General features: G+C 65.0%; 20 protein-coding genes. All 20 read left to right on the top strand.

Going from position 1 to position 20,518, the window contains the following annotated elements; genetic code table 11:
* Nucleotides 1-12 precede the first annotated feature (12 nt).
* The 20 genes from secE (at nt 13) to rpsC (ending at nt 20,517) form a co-directional block, all read left to right on the top strand.
* Nucleotides 13-360, top strand: coding sequence for a preprotein translocase subunit SecE (secE, locus tag ACZ5BH_RS03215; protein WP_464890483.1), 348 nt, complete (start codon nt 13-15; stop codon nt 358-360).
* 4 nt (nt 361-364) lie between these two features.
* On the top strand, nt 365-898 hold the full coding sequence (gene nusG / locus ACZ5BH_RS03210) for a transcription termination/antitermination protein NusG (RefSeq protein WP_464890482.1): 534 nt from the start codon (nt 365-367) through the stop codon (nt 896-898).
* Between the two features lie 155 nt (nt 899-1,053).
* Nucleotides 1,054-1,485 (top strand): 50S ribosomal protein L11, encoded by a 432-nt coding sequence (gene rplK / locus ACZ5BH_RS03205; protein ID WP_464890481.1) that lies wholly within the window; start codon nt 1,054-1,056, stop codon nt 1,483-1,485.
* Nucleotides 1,486-2,181: a 50S ribosomal protein L1 gene (gene rplA, locus ACZ5BH_RS03200; protein ID WP_464890480.1), complete on the top strand. Its 696-nt coding sequence runs from the start codon at nt 1,486-1,488 to the stop codon at nt 2,179-2,181.
* 255 nt (nt 2,182-2,436) lie between these two features.
* Nucleotides 2,437-2,964, top strand: coding sequence for a 50S ribosomal protein L10 (rplJ, locus tag ACZ5BH_RS03195; RefSeq protein ID WP_464890479.1), 528 nt, complete (start codon nt 2,437-2,439; stop codon nt 2,962-2,964).
* 30 nt (nt 2,965-2,994) lie between these two features.
* A complete protein-coding gene (gene rplL / locus ACZ5BH_RS03190; protein WP_464890478.1) occupies nt 2,995-3,375 on the top strand; it encodes a 50S ribosomal protein L7/L12 in 381 nt (126 codons plus the stop codon).
* A gap of 200 nt (nt 3,376-3,575) precedes the next feature.
* Nucleotides 3,576-7,658: a DNA-directed RNA polymerase subunit beta gene (rpoB, locus tag ACZ5BH_RS03185; protein WP_464890477.1), complete on the top strand. Its 4,083-nt coding sequence runs from the start codon at nt 3,576-3,578 to the stop codon at nt 7,656-7,658.
* A gap of 76 nt (nt 7,659-7,734) precedes the next feature.
* Nucleotides 7,735-11,982 (top strand): DNA-directed RNA polymerase subunit beta', encoded by a 4,248-nt coding sequence (gene rpoC / locus ACZ5BH_RS03180; protein WP_464890476.1) that lies wholly within the window; start codon nt 7,735-7,737, stop codon nt 11,980-11,982.
* Between the two features lie 130 nt (nt 11,983-12,112).
* Nucleotides 12,113-12,487, top strand: coding sequence for a 30S ribosomal protein S12 (gene rpsL / locus ACZ5BH_RS03175; protein ID WP_464890475.1), 375 nt, complete (start codon nt 12,113-12,115; stop codon nt 12,485-12,487).
* Nucleotides 12,488-12,551: 64 nt separating this feature from the next.
* Nucleotides 12,552-13,022: a 30S ribosomal protein S7 gene (gene rpsG / locus ACZ5BH_RS03170; RefSeq protein ID WP_464890474.1), complete on the top strand. Its 471-nt coding sequence runs from the start codon at nt 12,552-12,554 to the stop codon at nt 13,020-13,022.
* 59 nt (nt 13,023-13,081) lie between these two features.
* Nucleotides 13,082-15,178, top strand: coding sequence for an elongation factor G (gene fusA, locus ACZ5BH_RS03165; RefSeq protein WP_464890473.1), 2,097 nt, complete (start codon nt 13,082-13,084; stop codon nt 15,176-15,178).
* 31 nt (nt 15,179-15,209) lie between these two features.
* Nucleotides 15,210-16,400, top strand: coding sequence for an elongation factor Tu (gene tuf / locus ACZ5BH_RS03160; protein WP_464890472.1), 1,191 nt, complete (start codon nt 15,210-15,212; stop codon nt 16,398-16,400).
* 23 nt (nt 16,401-16,423) lie between these two features.
* Nucleotides 16,424-16,738 (top strand): 30S ribosomal protein S10, encoded by a 315-nt coding sequence (rpsJ, locus tag ACZ5BH_RS03155; protein WP_464890471.1) that lies wholly within the window; start codon nt 16,424-16,426, stop codon nt 16,736-16,738.
* Between the two features lie 33 nt (nt 16,739-16,771).
* Nucleotides 16,772-17,425, top strand: a complete 654-nt coding sequence (gene rplC / locus ACZ5BH_RS03150) for a 50S ribosomal protein L3 (protein ID WP_464890470.1) — start codon at nt 16,772-16,774, stop codon at nt 17,423-17,425.
* 3 nt (nt 17,426-17,428) lie between these two features.
* Nucleotides 17,429-18,049, top strand: coding sequence for a 50S ribosomal protein L4 (rplD, locus tag ACZ5BH_RS03145; protein ID WP_464890469.1), 621 nt, complete (start codon nt 17,429-17,431; stop codon nt 18,047-18,049).
* A complete protein-coding gene (gene rplW, locus ACZ5BH_RS03140; protein WP_464890468.1) occupies nt 18,046-18,342 on the top strand; it encodes a 50S ribosomal protein L23 in 297 nt (98 codons plus the stop codon). The genes rplD and rplW overlap by 4 nt, the downstream gene beginning before the upstream one ends.
* A 17-nt stretch (nt 18,343-18,359) precedes the next feature.
* Complete coding sequence (gene rplB, locus ACZ5BH_RS03135) at nt 18,360-19,187, top strand: 50S ribosomal protein L2 (RefSeq protein ID WP_464890467.1); 828 nt, start codon at nt 18,360-18,362, stop codon at nt 19,185-19,187.
* A gap of 22 nt (nt 19,188-19,209) precedes the next feature.
* Nucleotides 19,210-19,482, top strand: a complete 273-nt coding sequence (rpsS, locus tag ACZ5BH_RS03130; protein WP_464890466.1) for a 30S ribosomal protein S19 — start codon at nt 19,210-19,212, stop codon at nt 19,480-19,482.
* 12 nt (nt 19,483-19,494) lie between these two features.
* Nucleotides 19,495-19,827: a 50S ribosomal protein L22 gene (gene rplV / locus ACZ5BH_RS03125; protein ID WP_464890465.1), complete on the top strand. Its 333-nt coding sequence runs from the start codon at nt 19,495-19,497 to the stop codon at nt 19,825-19,827.
* 12 nt (nt 19,828-19,839) lie between these two features.
* Entirely contained in the window at nt 19,840-20,517 is a 678-nt protein-coding gene (gene rpsC / locus ACZ5BH_RS03120; protein ID WP_464890464.1) for a 30S ribosomal protein S3, read from the top strand.
* Nucleotide 20,518 lies beyond the last annotated feature (1 nt).

The raw sequence follows: 20,518 nt of genomic DNA, 5'->3' as shown, positions 1-20,518 counted from the left end.
TAGCAAGGGCAGATGGCAGACAAACTCATACTCCTGGTGGCCGGGTTGCTGGTGGTGGCCGGCATTGGCGGTTTCTATCAGTTCGCCGATCAGCCCCAGCTCTACCGGGTGCTGGGTCTGCTGGCCGTGCTCGGCGTTGCCACCGTGATTGCGCTGCAGTCGAGTCCCGGCAAGGCGGCCTGGGAGTTCGGCCGCTCGGCGATCCTGGAAGTGCGCAAGGCCGTGTGGCCGACCCGTCAGGAAACGGTGCAGACCACCCTGCTGGTGATGGCCATGGTGGTCATCGTCGGCCTGATGCTGTGGCTGTTCGATCTGTTGATGAACTGGGCAGTTCGCCTGCTCCTCGGACTGGGAGGCTGAGACCATGGCCAAACGCTGGTATGTCGTGCATGCCTATTCGGGCTTCGAATCCCACGTCAAGCGGGCCCTGGAGGAGCGCATCAAGCTCAAGGGCATGGAAGACCAGTTCGGCGAAATCCTGGTCCCCACCGAGGAAGTGGTGGAGATGCGCGATGGTCAGAAGCGCAAGAGCGAGCGCAAGTTCTTCCCCGGCTACGTGCTGGTGCAGATGGAGATGAACGACGACACCTGGCACCTGGTCAAGGAGACGCCGCGGGTCATGGGTTTCATCGGCGGTCGCAGCGACAAGCCGGCCCCCATCTCCGACGCCGAGGCCGAGGCCATCCTCAACCGGGTGCAGGAAGGCGCCGAAAAGCCGCGCCCGAAGGTCCTGTTCGAGCCGGGCGAGGTGGTGCGCATCAACGAAGGCCCGTTCAACGATTTCAACGGCGTGGTCGAGGAAGTCGACTACGACAAGAACCGCCTGCGCGTGGAAGTGTCCATTTTCGGCCGTTCCACGCCGGTGGAGCTGGAGTTCAGCCAGGTTGAAAAGGCGTGACGCGAACGCGTCACGCCTTTTCAACAGGGCCGAGTGACGAGGAGCGAGGGGTTGGTTGGCGCCTGCGGCGCCGCCTTTCCTCGTCACTTGTCACTCGTCACTCGTCACTCAAAACAGGGGAGCCGCAAGGCGTTCGTACCCATCAGGAGTAAAGCATGGCAAAGAAAATCGAAGCATACATCAAGCTGCAGGTGCCGGCGCAGGAGGCCAATCCCTCGCCGCCCGTGGGCCCGGCGCTCGGTCAGCATGGCGTGAACATCATGGAGTTCTGCAAGGCCTTCAATGCCCAGACGCAGAACATCGAGAAGGGCATGCCGGTGCCGGTGGTGATCACCGTCTACAACGACCGCAGCTTCACCTTCATCATGAAGACCCCCCCGGCTTCCGTGCTGCTGAAGAAGGCGGCCGGCATCCAGAAGGGCTCGGGCGTGCCCAACCGTGACAAGGTCGGCAAGGTGACCCGCGAACAGCTCGAGGAGATCGCCAAGCTCAAGGAGCCCGATCTCACCGCCGCCGACATGGACGCCGCCGTGCGCACCATCGCCGGCAGCGCGCGCAGCATGGGCATCGAGACGGAGGGCGTGTAAATGGCCAAGTTGAGCAAGCGCATGAAAGCCATCCGCGAGAAGCTGGAGCCGGGCAAGTTCTACGCCATCGACGAGGCCCTGCAGCTCCTCAAGGAGATCCCCCATGCCAAGTTCACCGAGTCGGTGGACGTGGCCGTGAACCTGGGCGTGGATCCCCGCAAGTCGGATCAGGTGGTCCGCGGTTCCACCGTGCTGCCGCACGGCACCGGCAAGAACGTGCGGGTGGCGGTCTTCGCCCAGGGCGAAAATGCCGAGAAGGCCAGGGCCGCCGGCGCCGACATCGTCGGCTTCGAAGACCTGGCCGAGGAAATCAAGAAGGGCAACCTGGACTTCGACGTGGTCATCGCCACGCCGGACGCCATGCGGGTGGTCGGCCAGCTCGGCCAGATCCTCGGCCCGCGCGGCCTGATGCCCAACCCCAAGGTCGGTACCGTCACGCCCGACGTGGAGACGGCGGTGAAGAACGCCAAGGCAGGCCAGGTGCGCTACCGTACCGACAAGGCCGGCATCATCCACGCCCGGATCGGCAACGTGGAGTTCGATACCGACAAGCTCAGGGAAAACCTGGAAGCCCTGCTGGCGGATCTGAAGAAGGCCAAGCCGGCGGCGGCCAAGGGCCAGTACATGAAGAAGATTTCCGTGTCCACCACCATGGGCCCGGGGATTCCGGTCGACCAGGCGTCGCTCGGGATCTGACGCATCCGGCCGCCCGCTACGGCGGGCGGCGACGAACTTTGGGGCCGTTGCCCGCGCGGGCAACGTCCGTCAAAGACCGCAGGTGCCGCCACCCGGCGGCTTAATGGAACCCCGGTTCCGGCCTGCGCAGATGGTGAGCCCGGAACAGCCTTGTCTGCTCTGGTATCACTGCAACAACTGGCGGAATTCCGATTCCGCTTCCGTTCACGACGATTCGCCGCTACGGGAGTCGTCAAACGCAAGAGGTGAGTTCACGTGGCACTGAGTTTTGCAGAAAAACAGGCCATCGTTGCTGAAGTCGCCGACGTTGCCAAGAGCGCCTATTCCGCCGTCACGGCGGAGTACCTGGGTCTCGGCGCCAACGAGATGACCGAACTGCGGGCCAAGGCCCGTGAGGGCGGGGTCTATCTGCGTGTGGTGAAGAACACCCTGGCCCGTCGGGCGCTTGAAGGGACGGACTATGCGTGCCTGAGCGAGACCCTCGTGGGCCCGCTGCTGATCGCGTTTTCCCAGGAAGACCCGGGCGCAGCGGCTCGCGTGCTCAAGGACTTTGCCAAGGACAACGACAAGCTGGTGATCAAGGCGCTGTCGGTCAGCGGGCAACTGCTGCCGGCCAGCGAACTGGATCGGCTCGCCAGCCTGCCGACCAAGGAGCAGGCGATCAGCATGCTCATGTCGGTCATGCAGGCGCCGGTCGCCAAGCTGGCGCGGACCCTCAACGAGGTGCCTGGCAAACTGGTTCGGACCGTGGCCGCCGTGCGCGATGCCAAAGAGGCCGCTTAACCGATTTTCAACGATATCAGGAGAAAGACAATGGCTGTAAGCAAAGAAGACATTCTGGAAACGATCAGCAACATGACCGTGATGGAAGTGGTCGAGCTGATCGAGGCGATGGAAGAGAAGTTCGGCGTGACCGCCGCGGCTGCCGTGGCCGCCGCGCCGGCGGCTGCCGGCGCGGCCGGTGGCGAAGCCGCTGCCGAGAAGGACGAGTTCGACGTGGTCCTGACCGGTTTCGGCGACAACAAGGTGGCCGTGATCAAGGCCGTTCGCGCCATCACCGGCCTGGGTCTGAAGGAAGCGAAGGAAATGGTGGAAGGCACGCCGTCGACCATCAAGGAAGGCGTTTCCAAGGACGAAGCCGAAGAAGTCAAGAAGCAACTGGAAGAGGCTGGCGCATCCGTCGAGCTCAAGTAATCTTGCCAGACGCTTTGGCGACAGTCCGGTTCGCCGGGCCCTGCGGGGCCCGGGTTCCGGGTGTCCGGCGACAGAGATTTCTGCCCGCACGGCCGGCCGGTGCACCCGCAGGGGGGCACCGGCCCGCTGTGCATTCGTTGTTGCGCGCGCGGCAACGAACCTGAACTACCCAATTTCAACGGCGATTCGCAAGGTGTCCAATGGCATACTCCTTCACTGAAAAGAAACGGATCCGCAAGAATTTCGGCCGCAGGGCCAGCATTCTCGAGGTTCCCTACCTGCTCGCAACCCAGATCGAGTCCTACCGGGACTTCCTGCAGGAAGGGGTGCCCGAGGCGCAGCGCAAGAACAAGGGACTGCACGCCGCCTTCAAGTCCGTGTTTCCCATCGTCAGCTATTCGGGCAACGCCGCGCTCGAATACGTGAGCTACCGTCTGGGCACGCCGGCCTTCGACGTGAAGGAATGCCAGATGCGCGGGGTGACCTACTCCGCGCCCCTGCGGGTCAAGGTTCGCCTGGTCATCTATGACAAGGAAGCCAAGGAGCCGACCGTCAAGGACATCCGCGAGCAGGAAGTGTACATGGGCGAGATTCCGCTCATGACCGAGAACGGCACCTTCGTCATCAACGGCACCGAGCGGGTCATCGTCAGCCAGCTGCACCGTTCGCCCGGCGTGTTCTTCGATCACGACAAGGGCAAGACCCACTCTTCGGGCAAGCTGCTGTTCAATGCCCGGATCATCCCCTACCGTGGTTCCTGGCTGGACTTCGAGTTCGATCCCAAGGACTGCCTGTTCACGCGCATCGACCGGCGCCGCAAGCTGCCGGTGACCATTCTCCTGCGGGCCATGGGCTATGGCACCCAGGAGATGCTGGACATGTTCTTCGAGAAGAACACCTTCCGCCTGACCCAGGACGGCTTCACCCTGGATCTGGTGCCCGAGCGGCTGCGCGGCGAAACCGCCACCTTCGACATCAAGATCAAGAACAAGGTCATCGTGGAAGAGGGCCGGCGGATCACCGCCCGCCACATCCGCGAACTGGAGAAGGCCAACGTCAAGGCCCTGCAGGTGCCGGACGAGTACCTGGTGGGCAAGGTGCTGGCCCACGATCTGGTCAACCCCCAGACCGGCGAGATCATCGCCCGCGCCAACGACGAGATCACCGAAGAGCTGATCGAACAGATCAAGCAGGCCGGCATCGAGGAATTCCAGACCCTCTTCACCAACGATCTGGATCACGGCCCCTACATCTCCAACACCCTGCGCATCGATCCCACCACCACCCAGCTCGAGGCCCAGGTGGAGATCTACCGCATGATGCGCCCCGGCGAGCCGCCCACCAAGGAGGCCGCCGAGAACCTGTTCAAGAACCTGTTCTTCACCCCCGAGCGCTACGACCTCTCGGCCGTGGGCCGCATGAAGTTCAACCGCCGGGTGGGGCGCAAGGAAATCGAGGGCCCGGGCACCCTCTCCGAGGAGGACATCCTCGATGTCATCAAGACCCTGATCGACATCCGCGACGGCCGGGGCCAGGTGGACGACATCGATCACCTGGGCAACCGCCGCATCCGCTCCGTGGGCGAGATGGCCGAGAACCAGTTCCGCGTGGGGCTGGTGCGCGTGGAGCGGGCGGTCAAGGAGCGTCTGAGCCTGGCCGAATCGGAGAACCTGATGCCCCAGGAGATGATCAACGCCAAGCCGGTGTCGGCGGCGATCAAGGAGTTCTTCGGCTCCAGCCAGCTCTCCCAGTTCATGGATCAGAACAACCCGCTCTCGGAAGTGACCCACAAGCGGCGCATCTCGGCGCTGGGCCCGGGCGGCCTGACCCGCGAGAGGGCCGGCTTCGAGGTGCGCGACGTGCACCCCACCCACTACGGCCGGGTGTGCCCCATCGAAACCCCGGAAGGGCCGAACATCGGCCTCATCAACTCGCTGGCGGTCTATGCCCGGACCAATGAATACGGCTTCCTCGAGACGCCCTACCGCAAGGTGGTCAATGGCAAGCTCACCGACGAGGTGCACTACCTGTCGGCCATCGACGAGAGCGAGTTCGTCATCGCCCAGGCCAACGCCACGGTGGACAGCCGCGGCCGACTGACCGACGAGCTGGTGCCCTGCCGGCACCAGAACGAGTTCACCATGGCCACGCCGGACCGCATCGACTACATCGACGTCTCGCCCAAGCAGATCGTCTCGGTGGCGGCGGCCCTGATTCCGTTCCTCGAGCACGACGACGCCAACCGCGCCCTGATGGGCTCCAACATGCAGCGCCAGGCGGTCCCGACCCTGCGCGCCGACAAGCCCCTGGTGGGCACCGGCATCGAGCGCACCGTGGCCGTGGACTCGGGCGTGACCGTGGTGGCCCGCCGCGGCGGCGTGGTGGATTCGGTGGATGCCGCGCGCATCGTGGTGCGGGTCAACGGCGACGAGACCACCGCCGGCGAGTCGGGCGTGGACATCTACAACCTGATCAAGTACACCCGTTCCAACCAGAACACCTGCATCAACCAGCGCCCGCTGGTCAAGCCGGGGGATCAGATCGCCCGCGGCGACGTGCTGGCCGACGGTCCCTCCACCGACATGGGCGAGCTGGCCCTGGGCCAGAACATGCTGGTGGCCTTCATGCCCTGGAACGGCTACAACTTCGAGGACTCCATCCTGGTTTCCGAGCGGGTGGTGCAGGAAGACCGCTACACCACCATCCACATCGAGGAACTGACCTGCGTGGCCCGTGACACCAAGCAGGGCTCCGAGGAGATCACCGGCGACATTCCCAACGTGGGCGAGGCCGCCCTGGCCAAGCTCGACGAGGCAGGCATCGTCTACATCGGCGCCGAGGTCAAGCCGGGCGACATCCTGGTGGGCAAGGTCACGCCCAAGGGTGAAACCCAGCTTACCCCCGAAGAGAAGCTGCTGCGCGCCATCTTCGGCGAGAAGGCCGCCGACGTGAAGGACACCTCCCTGCGCGTGCCCTCGGGCATGGCCGGCACCGTGATCGACGTGCAGGTCTTCACCCGCGACGGGCTGGAGAAGGATTCCCGGGCCAAGGCCATCGAGGAGTCGGAACTGGCGCGGATCCGCAAGGACTTCGACGACCAGCGGCGGATCATGGAAGACGACGCCTACCAGCGTGTCGAGTCCCTGCTGCTGGGCAAGGTGGCCGAGGGCGGTCCCAACAAGCTCAAGGCCGGCAGCAAGATCACCAAGGGCTACCTGGCCGATCTGCCGCGCGAGAAGTGGTTCGAGATCCGCCTGCGCAACGAGGAGGCCAACGCCCAGCTGGAGGCCATGGGCGCCCAGATCAAGCAGCTGCGCAAGGACTTCGACGCCAAGTTCGAGGAGAAGAAGGCCAAGCTCACCACCGGCGACGATCTGGCGCCGGGCGTGCTGAAGATGGTCAAGGTGCACCTGGCCGTCAAGCGCCGCATCCAGCCGGGTGACAAGATGGCCGGCCGCCACGGCAACAAGGGCGTGATCTCCATGATCGTGCCGGTGGAAGACATGCCCCACACCGAGGACGGCGAGCCGGTGGACATCGTGCTCAACCCCCTGGGCGTGCCCTCGCGCATGAACGTGGGCCAGGTGCTGGAGACCCACCTGGGCTGGGCCGCCCGCGGCCTGGGCAAGAAGATCGAGGCCATGCTGCGCGCCGAGCAGGTGAAGATCGCCGAGATCCGCCGCTTCCTGGAAGCGGTCTACAACAAGACCGGCGGCCAGAAGGAGGATCTCAAGTCCTTCAGCGACGAGGAAATCCTGGAGCTGGCGCACAACCTGAAGAAGGGCGTGCCCATGGCCAGCCCGGTGTTCGACGGCATCACCGAGGAAGACATCAAGCAGCTTCTCGAGCTGGCGGATCTGCCCACCTCGGGCCAGACCACCCTCATCGACGGCCGTACCGGCGAGCCCTTCGAGCGGCCGGTGACCGTGGGCTACATGTACATGCTCAAGCTCAACCACCTGGTCGACGACAAGATGCACGCCCGGTCCACCGGCCCGTACAGCCTGGTCACCCAGCAGCCGCTGGGCGGCAAGGCCCAGTTCGGCGGCCAGCGCTTCGGGGAGATGGAGGTCTGGGCCCTGGAGGCCTACGGCGCCGCCTACACCCTGCAGGAGATGCTCACCGTCAAGTCGGACGATGTGAACGGCCGGACCAAGATGTACAAGAACATCGTGGACGGCGATCACCACATGGAGCCGGGCATGCCCGAATCCTTCAACGTGTTGCTGAAGGAAATCCGCTCCCTGGGCATCGACATCGAGCTGGAACAGACCGAAGACTGAACCGGGTGGCCGGCCGGCCCCGCGGGGCCGGCAACCTCGGGCGCAAGCCCGAATGCACTATCTCAGGAGTGACAACGTGAAAGATCTACTCAAGATCCTCAAGCAGCAAGGGCAGGTTGAAGACTTCGACGCCATCCGCATCGGCCTGGCGTCGCCCCAGAAGATCCGTTCCTGGTCCTACGGCGAGGTGAAGAAGCCGGAGACCATCAACTACCGCACCTTCAAGCCGGAGCGCGACGGCCTGTTCTGCGCCAAGATCTTCGGCCCGGTGAAGGATTACGAATGCCTGTGCGGCAAGTACAAGCGCCTCAAGCACCGCGGCGTGATCTGCGAGAAGTGCGGCATCGAGGTGACCCTGGCCAAGGTGCGCCGCGAGCGCATGGGCCACATCGAGCTGGCCAGCCCGGTGGCCCACATCTGGTTCCTCAAGTCCCTGCCTTCGCGCATGGGCCTGCTGCTGGACATGACCCTGCGCGACATCGAGCGGGTGCTCTACTTCGAGGCCTTCGTGGTCATCGATCCGGGCATGACCACCCTCGAGCGCGGCCAGCTGCTCTCCGACGAGGCCTACCTCGAGACCATCGAGGAATTCGGTGACGAGTTCGACGCGCGCATGGGCGCCGAGGCCATCCACGCCCTGCTCAGCAGCCTGGACCTGGAGAAGGAAGCCGCCCAGGTGCGCGAGGACATCGCCGCCACCAAGTCCGAGACCAAGCTCAAGAAGCTGGGCAAGCGCCTCAAGCTGCTGGAGGCCTTCATCGAGTCGGGCAACAAGCCCGAATGGATGGTGATGACCGTGCTGCCGGTGCTGCCGCCGGAGCTGCGCCCGCTGGTGCCCCTGGAAGGCGGCCGCTTCGCCACCTCCGATCTCAACGATCTCTACCGCCGGGTGATCAACCGCAACAACCGTCTGCGCCGGCTGCTGGATCTCAACGCGCCCGACATCATCGTGCGCAACGAGAAGCGCATGCTCCAGGAATCGGTGGACGCGCTGCTCGACAACGGCCGCCGCGGCCGCGCCATCACCGGCTCCAACAAGCGCCCGCTCAAGTCCCTGGCCGACATGATCAAGGGCAAGCAGGGCCGCTTCCGCCAGAACCTGCTGGGCAAGCGCGTGGACTACTCGGGCCGTTCGGTGATCGTGGTCGGCCCGACCCTCAAGCTGCACCAGTGCGGCCTGCCCAAGAAGATGGCCCTGGAGCTGTTCAAGCCCTTCATCTTCAGCAAGCTGGAGCGCCGTGGCCTGGCCACCACCATCAAGGCGGCCAAGAAGATGGTGGAGAAGGAAGGGCCGGAAGTCTGGGACATCCTCGAAGAGGTGATCCGCGAACATCCGGTGATGCTCAACCGCGCCCCGACCCTGCACCGCCTGGGCATCCAGGCCTTCGAGCCGGTGCTCATCGAGGGCAAGGCCATCCAGCTTCACCCGCTGGTGTGCACCGCCTTCAACGCCGACTTCGACGGCGACCAGATGGCCGTGCACGTGCCTCTCTCGCTGGAAGCCCAGCTCGAGGCGCGGGCGCTGATGATGTCCACCAACAACATCCTCTCGCCGGCCAACGGCGAGCCCATCATCGTGCCCTCCCAGGACGTGGTGCTGGGTCTGTACTACCTCTCCCGCGAGCGCATCAACGCCAAGGGCGAGGGCATGGTCTTCGCCGACACCAACGAGGTCATGCGCGCCTACTCCAACCGCGTGGTGGACATGCAGGCCAAGATCAAGGTGCGCATCACCGAGGTGGAATTCGACGACGACGGCGAGCGCCACGAACGGACCACCCTGCAGGACACCACCGTCGGCCGTGCCCTGATCTGGGAGATCGTGCCCGAAGGCCTGCCCTTCGATCTCGTCAACCGCGACATGAAGAAGAAGGCCATCTCCAACCTGATCAACGCCTGCTATCGGCGCCTGGGCCTGAAGGACACGGTGATCTTCGCCGACCAGCTCATGTACATGGGCTTCGCCTACTCGACCCGGGCCGGCGTCTCCTTCGGCGTGGAAGACATGGTCATCCCGCCCGAGAAGGCCGAGATCCTGGCCGATGCCGAGGAACAGGTGCGCGAGATCGAGGAGCAGTACACCTCCGGTCTGGTGACCCAGGGCGAGCGTTACAACAAGGTCATCGACATCTGGTCGCGCACCAACGACCTCATCGCCAAGGCCATGATGGAGCGCCTCGGCACCGAGGAGGTGAAGGACAAGGACGGCAACCTCGTCAAGGTGCCCTCCTTCAACTCCATCTACATGATGGCCGACTCCGGGGCCCGTGGCTCCGCCGCCCAGATCCGGCAGCTGGCCGGGATGCGCGGCCTGATGGCCAAGCCCGACGGCTCCATCATCGAAACGCCCATCACCGCCAACTTCCGTGAAGGGCTCTCGGTGCTGCAGTACTTCATCTCCACCCACGGCGCGCGCAAGGGCCTGGCCGACACGGCCTTGAAGACCGCCAACTCGGGCTACCTGACCCGTCGCCTGGTGGACGTCTCCCAGGATCTGGTGATCATCGGCGAGGACTGCGGCACCGACAACGGTCTGATGATGGCCTCCCTCATCGAGGGCGGCGACGTGGTCGAGCCCCTCTCCGAACGGGCCCTGGGCCGCGTGCTGGCCGAGGACGTGCGCAAGGCCGACAGCGACGAGGTGCTGATCCCGGCCGGCACCCTGCTCGACGAGCGCTGGATGGAGAAGATCGAGGAGCTGGCCATCGACCACATCAAGGTCCGCTCGCCCATCACCTGCGAGAACCGCTACGGCGTGTGCGCCACCTGCTACGGCCGTGACCTGGCCCGCGGGCATCTGGTCAACGAAGGCGAGGCGGTCGGCGTGATCGCCGCCCAGTCCATCGGCGAGCCGGGCACCCAGCTCACCATGCGCACCTTCCACATCGGCGGCGCCGCCAGCCGGTCGGCGGCGGCCAACAGCATCGAGGTCAAGACCGCCGGCACCGTGCGCCTGCACAACATCAAGACCGTGCGCCACGCCTCCGGCAACAACGTGGCCGTCTCCCGCTCGGGCGAGATCACCGTGCTCGATGAACACGGCCGCGAGCGCGAGCGCTACAAGGTGCCCTACGGCGCCCAGATCTCCGTCAACGACGGCGACAAGGTGGACGCCGGCCAGGTGGTGGCCACCTGGGACCCGCACACCCACCCGATCGTCACCGAAGTGGCGGGCATCGTGAAGTTCGAGGACATCGTCGAAGGCGTGACCGTGAACTCCGAGGTGGACGAGATCACCGGTCTCACCTCGCTGGTGGTCACCGATCCCAAGCAGCGCGGCACCCAGGCCAAGGATCTGCGGCCCATGGTCAAGCTGGTGGACAAGGACGGCAACGACCTGAACCTGGCGGGCACCGAGATCCCGGCCCACTACTACCTGCCGGCCGGCGCCATCATCCAGCTCAAGGACGGCGCCGAGGTGGGCGTGGGCGACATTCTGGCCCGCATCCCGCAGGAGTCCTCCAAGACCCGCGACATCACCGGCGGTCTGCCCCGGGTGGCGGATCTGTTCGAGGCCCGCAAGCCCAAGGAATCCTCCATCCTGGCGGAGATCTCCGGCACCATTTCCTTCGGCAAGGAGACCAAGGGCAAGCAGCGCCTGGTGATCACCCCGACCGATGGCGGCGAGCCCTACGAGACCCTGATCCCGAAGTGGCGTCACGTCACCGTGTTCGAGGGCGAGCACGTGGAGAAGGGCGAGGTGATCGTCGAGGGCGAGCCGAACCCCCACGACATCCTGCGCCTGCTGGGGGTCGAGGAGCTGGCCCGCTACATCGTCAACGAGGTGCAGGACGTCTACCGCCTGCAGGGCGTGAAGATCAACGACAAGCACATCGAGGTCATCGTCCGGCAGATGCTGCGCAAGGTGGAGATCACCGAGCCCGGCGACTCCAAGTACCTGCGCGGCGAGCAGGTGGAGAAGACCCGCATCCTCGAGGACAACGAGAAGCTGGTGGCCGAGGGCAAGCGCCCGGCCGAGTTCGAGCCCATGCTGCTCGGCATCACCAAGGCCTCGCTGGCCACCGAGTCGTTCATCTCCGCGGCCTCCTTCCAGGAGACCACCCGCGTCCTCACCGAGGCGGCGGTCACCGGCAAGGTGGACGACCTGCGCGGCCTCAAGGAGAACGTCATCGTCGGCCGGCTCATCCCGGCCGGCACCGGCCTGGCCTTCCATGCCGAGCAGCGCCGCCAGCGCCGGGTGATGACCGCCGACGAGGTGCTGGCCGCGGAAACCGCCGCGCTCAGCGCCGCCACCGCGGCCGAGGAGGCCCCGGCGGCGGAGGCCGACGGCGAATCGGCCTCCGAACCGGCCGATCAGGGCTAAGTTCTGAAATAATCGGCGATTTACCCCGGGGATCCTGTTGACAGGAACCCCGGGTATCCCTACAATTTCGCGCCTTACGACAGGTCGGGTCCTCCGGCCTGTCGTTTATTTTCTGGAGTAAGAAAGAATCATGGCGACTATCAACCAACTGGTTCGCAAGCCGCGCAAGCGGAAGGCGGAAAAGAGCAACGTCCCGGCGCTGGAAGCCTGCCCCCAGAAGCGCGGGGTCTGCACCCGCGTCTACACCACCACGCCCAAGAAGCCGAACTCGGCCATGCGCAAGGTGGCCCGTGTGCGGCTCACCAATGGCTACGAGGTCACCAGCTACATCGGCGGCGAGGGGCACAACCTCCAGGAGCACTCGGTGGTGCTGATCCGCGGCGGCCGGGTGAAGGACCTGCCGGGCGTGCGCTACCACGTGGTGCGCGGCTCGCTGGACACCGCCGGCGTGAGCGACCGCCGCCAGGGGCGCTCCAAGTACGGCGCCAAGCGGCCCAAGGCCTAGATTTCCGAACAATCCGCCAGGCTGGCGGGTTTGTGTAACTAATTGAAACGTCAGGAAAAATCCGATGGCGAGAAGGCGACAAGCTGAAAAACGGGCGATTCTGCCGGATCCGAAGTATCGCTCCGAGATGATCGCGAAGTTCATCAACATGGTGATGCTCAACGGCAAGAAGTCGGTGGCCGAGAAGATCGTCTACGGCGCGCTCGACACCGTGGCCGAGAAGAGCAAGAAGGACGCGGTCGAAGCCCTGGAGACGGCCCTCGACAACGTGCGTCCGATGGTGGAAGTGAAGTCCCGCCGGGTCGGCGGCGCCACCTACCAGGTGCCGGTGGAAGTGCGGCCCGAGCGGCGCAACGCCCTGGCCATGCGCTGGATCGTCGATGCCGCCCGCCGGCGCGGCGAGAAGGGCATGGGCGCCCGCCTGGCCGGGGAGATCCTGGAGGCCTCCGAGAACCGCGGCGCGGCCGTCAAGAAGCGGGAAGACACGCACCGCATGGCCGAGGCCAACAAGGCATTCGCCCACTATCGTTGGTAGTTTTCGCGCAACCGAACATATAGAGAGGAGGATCCCGAACCCGGGGATACGGAAAGACCGTGGCACGCCAGACACCCATCGAACGTTATCGGAATATCGGCATCATGGCGCACATCGATGCCGGCAAGACGACGACGACCGAGCGCATCCTGTACTACACCGGGATCTCGCACAAGATCGGTGAGGTCCACGACGGCGCGGCGACCATGGACTGGATGGAGCAGGAACAGGAGCGGGGGATCACCATCACCTCGGCCGCCACCACCTGCTTCTGGCAGGGCATGGACCGGCAGTATCCCCAGCACCGGATCAACATCATCGACACCCCGGGGCACGTGGACTTCACCATCGAGGTGGAGCGCTCCCTGCGGGTGCTGGACGGGGCCTGTGCCGTGTTCTGCGCCGTGGGCGGCGTCGAGCCCCAGTCCGAGACGGTCTGGCGCCAGGCCAACAAGTACGGTGTGCCGCGCCTGGCCTTCGTCAACAAGATGGACCGCGCCGGCGCCGACTTCCTGCGGGTGGTCGAGCAGATCCGCGAGCGGCTGGGCGCCAACCCGGTGCCCATCCAGCTCAACATCGGCGCCGAGGAGAATTTCGAGGGCATCGTCGACCTCATCCGCATGAAGGCCATCTACTGGAACGAGGCCGACATGGGCGCCACCTACGAGGAGCGCGAGATCCCGGCCGAGCTGCAGGACAAGGCCATCGAGCTGCGGGAACAGATGGTCGAGGCCGCCGCCGAGGCCAGCGAGGAACTGATGGACAAGTACCTCAACGAGGGGGACCTGTCCGCCGAGGAGATCAAGCAGGGCCTGCGCATCCGCACCCTGGCCAACGAGATCATCCCGGCCCTGTGCGGTTCCGCGTTCAAGAACAAGGGCGTGCAGGCCATGCTCGACGCGGTGATCGACTACATGCCCTCGCCGGTGGACGTGCCGGCCATCAAGGGCACCCTGGACGACGGCGAGACCGAGGCCGAGCGCCACGCCAGCGACGACGAGCCGTTCGCGGCCCTGGCCTTCAAGATCGCCACCGACCCCTTCGTGGGGACCCTGACCTTCTTCCGGGTCTACTCGGGCGTGATCAACTCGGGCGACACGGTCTACAACTCGGTCAAGGGCAAGAAGGAGCGCGTGGGGCGCATCGTGCAGATGCACGCCAACCACCGCGACGAAATCAAGGAAGTCCGCGCCGGCGACATCGCCGCCGCCGTGGGCCTGAAGGACGTGACCACCGGCGACACCCTGTGCGACCCGGAGAACGTCATCGTCCTGGAGCGAATGGAGTTCCCGGAGCCGGTGATCTCGGTGGCCATCGAGCCCAAGACCAAGCCGGACCAGGAAAAGATGGGCATCGCCCTGGCCAAGCTGGCCCAGGAAGACCCGTCCTTCCGGGTGCACACCGACGAGGAGTCGGGCCAGACCATCATCTCCGGCATGGGCGAGCTGCATCTGGAGATCATCGTCGACCGCCTCAAGCGGGAGTTCAAGGTGGATGCCAACGTGGGCGCGCCCCAGGTGGCCTACCGCGAAACCATCCGCAAGACGGTCGAGGCCGAAGGCAAGTTCGTCCGTCAGTCCGGCGGTCGCGGCCAGTACGGCCACGTCAAGCTGCGCCTCGAGCCGCAGCCGCCCGGCAAGGGTTATGAATTCGTCAACGAGATCGTTGGCGGCGTGGTGCCCAAGGAATACATCCCGGCGGTGGACAAGGGCATCCAGGAGCAGATGGAAAACGGCGTCATCGCCGGCTATCCGGTGGTCGACGTGAAGGTCACCCTGTTCGACGGGTCCTACCACGAGGTGGACTCCTCCGAAATGGCCTTCAAGATCGCCGGTTCCATGGGCTTCAAGGAAGGCGCGAAGCAGGCCAACCCGGTGCTGCTCGAGCCGATCATGAAGGTGGAAGTGGTGACCCCCGAGGAATACATGGGGGACGTGATGGGCGACCTGAACCGTCGCCGTGGCCTGGTCCAGGGCATGGACGACAGCCCCGCGGGCAAGGTGATCCGCGCCGAGGTGCCGCTGGCCGAGATGTTCGGCTATGCCACCGATCTGCGCTCCGCCACCCAGGGCCGCGCCACCTACAGCATGGAATTCGAGAAGTACGCCGAGGCGCCGGCGAACATCGCCGACGAGATCATCAAGAAGGCATCCTGATTCAAACCAATTCAGTCAGAGGGTAAGCACCGTGTCCAAGGAAAAATTTGAACGTACGAAACCCCACGTGAACGTTGGCACGATTGGTCACGTGGACCATGGCAAGACGACGCTGACGGCGGCGATCACGAAGGTGATGGGCGAGAAGTTCGGCGGCGAAGCCAAGGCGTATGACCAGATCGACTCGGCGCCGGAAGAGAAGGCGCGCGGGATCACGATTGCCACGGCGCACGTGGAATACGAGTCGGAGAAGCGTCACTACGCGCACGTGGACTGCCCCGGGCACGCCGACTACGTGAAGAACATGATCACCGGCGCCGCGCAGATGGACGGCGCCATCCTGGTGGTCTCTGCCGCGGACGGCCCCATGCCGCAGACGCGGGAGCACATCCTGCTGTCGCGCCAGGTGGGCGTGCCGTACATCGTCGTGTACCTGAACAAGGCCGACATGGTCGACGACGAAGAGCTGCTGGAGCTGGTGGAGATGGAAGTGCGTGAGCTGCTGGACAGCTACGACTTCCCGGGCGACGACACCCCCGTGGTCATCGGCTCGGCCCTCAAGGCCCTGGAAGGCGACACATCCGACATCGGCGTGCCGAGCATCGAGAAGCTGGTGGCGGCGATGGACGAATACATCCCCGAGCCGGAGCGCGCGATTGACGGCGACTTCCTGATGCCGGTGGAAGACGTGTTCTCGATTTCCGGTCGCGGCACCGTGGTGACCGGACGTATCGAGCGCGGCATCGTCAAGGTGGGCGACGAAGTGGAAATCGTCGGCATCCGCCCGACCCAGAGCACCACCGTGACCGGGGTGGAAATGTTCCGCAAGCTGCTGGACGAAGGTCAGGCCGGCGACAACGTGGGCGTGCTGCTGCGCGGCACCAAGCGTGACGAAGTGGAGCGCGGCCAGGTGCTGGCCAAGCCCGGCTCGATCACCCCGCACACCAAGTTCGAGTGCGAAGTGTACGTGCTGAGCAAGGACGAAGGCGGTCGTCACACCCCGTTCTTCAACGGCTACCGTCCGCAGTTCTACTTCCGGACCACGGACGTGACCGGCTCCTGTGACCTGCCGGAAGGGGTGGAGATGGTGATGCCGGGCGACAACGTGCAGATGACCGTGAGCCTGATCGCCCCGATCGCCATGGAGGAAGGCCTGCGCTTCGCCATCCGCGAGGGCGGCCGCACCGTCGGCGCCGGCGTGGTCTCCAAGATCATCGAATAATCTGGACCGAAACCGAGAGAAACATGGCCAAGAATCAGAACATCCGCATCCGCCTCAAGGGCTTCGACCATCGCCTGATCGATCAGTCGGCCCGCGAGATCGTGGAAACGGCCAAGCGAACCGGCGCCCACGTGCGTGGCCCGATTCCGCTGCCGACCAAGAAAGAGCGCTTCACCGTGCTGATTTCCCCGCACGTGAACAAGGATGCGCGTGACCAGTACGAGCTGCGGACCCACAAGCGCCTGATGGACATCATCGACCCGACCGACAAGACGGTCGATGCGCTGATGAAGCTGGATCTCGCCGCTGGCGTCGATGTTCAGATTCAACTGCAGTAACGGCAGCGCCATCCGCAACCGGAGTTCAAGACAATGACAATTGGTGTAATTGGTCGCAAGCTGGGCATGACCCGCGTCTTCACCGAAGACGGCGCGTCCCTGCCGGTGACCGTGATCGAAGTGGCGCCGAACCGGGTGACCCAGGTCAAGACCGCCGAAACCGACGGCTACCGCGCCGTGCAGGTCACCACCGGCACCCGCAAGGCCTCCCGCGTGACCAGGCCGCTGGCCGGGCATTTCGCCAAAGCCGGCGTCGAGGCCGGGCGCGGCCTGTGGGAGTTCCGCCTGGACGACGGCGAGGGCGAGGATCTGGCCCCGGCCGCCGAGATCAAGGTGGACATCTTCGAGAACGGCCAGAAGGTGGACGTGACCGGGATCAGCATCGGCAAGGGCTTCGCCGGCGGCGTCAAGCGGCATCACTTCCGCACACAGGACGCCACCCACGGCAACTCCCTGTCGCACCGCGCGCCCGGTTCCATCGGTCAGTGTCAGACCCCGGGCCGCGTGTTCAAGGGCAAGCGCATGGCCGGCCACATGGGCGCCGTGCAGCGCACCATGCAGAACCTGGAAATCGTGCGCGTGGACGCCGAACGCAACCTGCTGCTGGTCAAGGGCGCCGTGCCCGGCGCCAAGGGTGGCGACGTGATCGTGCGCCCGGCCGTGAAGGCCCGTGGAGGGGAGAAGTAAACCATGGAACTGAACCTGACAACCGCCACCGGCAAGGCCTCGACCAAGACCATCGAAGTCTCCGACGCCAACTTTGCCGCCGATTTCAACGAGCCTCTGGTGCACCAGGCCGTGGTGGCCTACCTGGCCGGCGCCCGGGCCGGGACCCGCGCCCACAAGAACCGCTCCGCCGTGCGCGGCGGCGGCAAGAAGCCCTGGCGCCAGAAAGGCACCGGCCGGGCCCGGGCCGGCACCATCCGCAGCCCGCTGTGGCGCGGGGGCGGCAAGACCTTCGCCGCCACGCCGCAGGATCACAGCCAGAAGCTCAACAAGAAGATGTACCGGGCGGCCATCCGCTCCATCCTCTCCGAGCTGGTGCGCCAGGAACGCCTGCTGGTGATCGACAACTTCGACATGGACAAGCCCAAGACCAGGGAAATGGCCGAGAAGCTCAACAAGCTGGGCGTGGACAAGGGGCTGATCGTCACCGCCGAACTGAGCGAGCCGCTGTACCTGTCGACCCGCAACATTCCCAACGTGGGGATCTGCGACGTGGCGGCCATCGATCCGGTCAGCCTGGTGGGCTACGACAAGATCGTCATGACCGTCGACGCCGTGAAGAAAATCGAGGAGTCCCTGGCATGAACCCGGAACGACTGATGAACGTGCTGCTGGCGCCGCACGTGACCGAAAAGAGCACCATTGCCGCCGACGAGGCCAACCAGGTGGTGTTCAAGGTGGCCCCCGATGCCACCAAGGCCGAGATCCGCGCCGCCGTGGAGATGCTCTTCGAGGTCAACGTGGAAGGCGTGCAGGTGGTCAACGTCAAGGGCAAGACCAAGCGTACCCGCACCGGCCTGGGCCGTCGCAAGAACTGGAAGAAGGCCTATGTCCGCCTGAAGGAAGGCCAGGACATCAACTTCATCGGCGCTGAATAAGGCTTGAGGACAAGAACATGGCAGTCGTAAAGACCAAACCGACATCCCCCGGCCGCCGCTTCGTGGTCAAGGTGGTGGAGCCGGCACTGCACAAGGGCAAGCCCTATGCGCCGCTGCTGGAGAAGAAATCCCGCAATGGCGGCCGCAACAACCTGGGCCGGATCACCACCCGGCACCGCGGCGGCGGGCACAAGCAGCACTACCGGATCATCGACTTCAAGCGCAACAAGGATGGCATCGAGGCCCGGGTCGAGCGCCTGGAATACGATCCCAACCGCAGCGCCCACATCGCCCTGATGCTGTATGCCGACGGCGAGCGCCGTTACATCATCGCGCCCCAGGGCATCCAGGCCGGCGACGTGCTGCTCAGCGGCCAGAACGCCCCGATCAAGACCGGCAACTGCCTGCCCCTGCGCAACATTCCGGTGGGCACCACCGTGCATGCCGTGGAACTCAAGCCCGGCAAGGGTGCCCAGCTGGCCCGCAGCGCCGGCACCTCGGTGCAACTGGTGGCCCGCGAAGGCAGCTACGCCACCCTGCGCCTGCGCTCCGGCGAGATGCGCAAGGTCCATGCCGACTGCCGCGCCACCATCGGCGTGGTCAGCAACGGTGAGCACAACCTGCGCAAGCTGGGCAAGGCTGGCGCCAAGCGCTGGCGCGGCGTGCGTCCGACCGTGCGCGGCGTGGCCATGAACCCGGTGGACCACCCCCACGGTGGCGGCGAGGGCCGCACCTCCGGCGGCCGCCATCCGGTGACCCCCTGGGGCGTCCCGACCAAGGGTTACAAGACCCGCAAGAACAAGCGTACCGACAAGATGATCGTGCGCCGTCGCAACCAGAAGTAACGTCAACGTATAGAGAGCCAACATGCCACGTTCGATCAGAAAAGGCCCGTTTGTCGACCTGCACCTGGCCAAGAAGGTGCGCGAGGCCCAGGAAGCCAACAGCAAGAAGCCGATCAAGACCTGGTCGCGCCGCTCGATGATCGTGCCCGACATGATCGGCCTGACCATCGCCGTGCACAACGGCCGCCAGCACGTTCCGGTCCTGATTTCCGAGAACATGGTCGGTCACAAGCTCGGCGAATTCGCGCCCACGCGCACCTACAAGGGCCACATGGCTGACAAGAAAGCCAAGTAAGAGGTTTCGAAAATGGAAGTTGCAGCAAAACTCAAGCACGCGCGCATCTCGCCGCAGAAGTGCCGCCTGGTCGCCGACCAGATCCGTGGCCTGCCGGTCGAGCGTGCCCTGCAGATCCTGACCTTCAGCCCCAAGAAGGCCGCTGGCATCGTCAAGAAGGTGCTGGAGTCGGCGATTGCCAACGCCGAGCACAACGAAGGGGCCGACATCGACGAGCTGAAGGTCAGCCGCATCTTCGTTGACGAGGGGCCGACCATGAAGCGCTGGCGTCCCCGGGCCAAGGGTGCGGTCAACCACATTTTCAAGCGGACCAGTCACATCACCGTGATGGTCGCCGACAAATAAGCGAGAATCAGCATGGGTCAGAAAGTACATCCGACGGGTATCCGCCTTGGCATCGTCAAGGACTTCACCTCCAAGTGGTACGCCAACAGCAAGGACTATCCCGAGCTGCTGCATGCCGATCTGCAGGCGCGCGACTTCATCAAGCAGAAGCTGAAGCAGGCTTCCGTGAGCCGCATCCAGATTGAACGCACCGCAGGCACGGCCAACATCACCATTCACACGGCCCGGCCCGGCCTGGTGATTGGCAAGAAGGGGGAAGACATCGAGCGCCTGCGCAAGGAAGTGACCCGGATGATGAACCTGCCCCAGGTGCACATCAACATCGAAGAGATCCGCAAGCCGGAACTCGACGCCCAGCTGGTGGCCGAGAGCGTGGCCCAGCAGCTCGAGCGCCGGATCATGTTCCGCCGGGCCATGAAGCGCGCCGTGCAGAACACCATGCGCCTCGGCGCCCAGGGCGTGAAGATCATGGTTGCCGGCCGCCTCAATGGCGCGGAAATCGCCCGCAGCGAGTGGTACCGGGAAGGCCGCGTGCCCCTGCACACCCTGCGTGCCGACATCGATTACGGTTTTGCCGAAGCGGCCACCACCTACGGCATCATCGGTGTCAAGGTGTGGATCTTCAAGGGCGAGGTGATCGGCAAGCAGGAAGGCGCCGAACCCGAAGCCAAGAAGAAGGCCGCCGGCTAAC

The sequence above is a fragment of the Thioprofundum lithotrophicum genome (genome assembly GCF_055387065.1).
The sequence above is the reverse complement of the archived record's forward strand: the minus strand, read 5'-3'. Positions and strand labels throughout refer to the sequence as shown.

Excerpts from the sequence above, each read along its gene's own strand:
- secE (WP_464890483.1), top strand. The coding sequence starts at position 13 with ATGGCAGACAAACTCATACTCCTGGTGGCCGGGTTGCTGGTGGTGGCC.
- nusG (WP_464890482.1), top strand. The coding sequence starts at position 365 with ATGGCCAAACGCTGGTATGTCGTGCATGCCTATTCGGGCTTCGAATCC.
- rplK (WP_464890481.1), top strand. The coding sequence starts at position 1,054 with ATGGCAAAGAAAATCGAAGCATACATCAAGCTGCAGGTGCCGGCGCAG.
- rplA (WP_464890480.1), top strand. The coding sequence starts at position 1,486 with ATGGCCAAGTTGAGCAAGCGCATGAAAGCCATCCGCGAGAAGCTGGAG.
- rplL (WP_464890478.1), top strand. The coding sequence starts at position 2,995 with ATGGCTGTAAGCAAAGAAGACATTCTGGAAACGATCAGCAACATGACC.
- rpoB (WP_464890477.1), top strand. The coding sequence starts at position 3,576 with ATGGCATACTCCTTCACTGAAAAGAAACGGATCCGCAAGAATTTCGGC.
- rpsL (WP_464890475.1), top strand. The coding sequence starts at position 12,113 with ATGGCGACTATCAACCAACTGGTTCGCAAGCCGCGCAAGCGGAAGGCG.
- rpsG (WP_464890474.1), top strand. The coding sequence starts at position 12,552 with ATGGCGAGAAGGCGACAAGCTGAAAAACGGGCGATTCTGCCGGATCCG.
- rpsJ (WP_464890471.1), top strand. The coding sequence starts at position 16,424 with ATGGCCAAGAATCAGAACATCCGCATCCGCCTCAAGGGCTTCGACCAT.
- rplC (WP_464890470.1), top strand. The coding sequence starts at position 16,772 with ATGACAATTGGTGTAATTGGTCGCAAGCTGGGCATGACCCGCGTCTTC.
- rplD (WP_464890469.1), top strand. The coding sequence starts at position 17,429 with ATGGAACTGAACCTGACAACCGCCACCGGCAAGGCCTCGACCAAGACC.
- rplW (WP_464890468.1), top strand. The coding sequence starts at position 18,046 with ATGAACCCGGAACGACTGATGAACGTGCTGCTGGCGCCGCACGTGACC.
- rplB (WP_464890467.1), top strand. The coding sequence starts at position 18,360 with ATGGCAGTCGTAAAGACCAAACCGACATCCCCCGGCCGCCGCTTCGTG.
- rpsS (WP_464890466.1), top strand. The coding sequence starts at position 19,210 with ATGCCACGTTCGATCAGAAAAGGCCCGTTTGTCGACCTGCACCTGGCC.
- rplV (WP_464890465.1), top strand. The coding sequence starts at position 19,495 with ATGGAAGTTGCAGCAAAACTCAAGCACGCGCGCATCTCGCCGCAGAAG.
- rpsC (WP_464890464.1), top strand. The coding sequence starts at position 19,840 with ATGGGTCAGAAAGTACATCCGACGGGTATCCGCCTTGGCATCGTCAAG.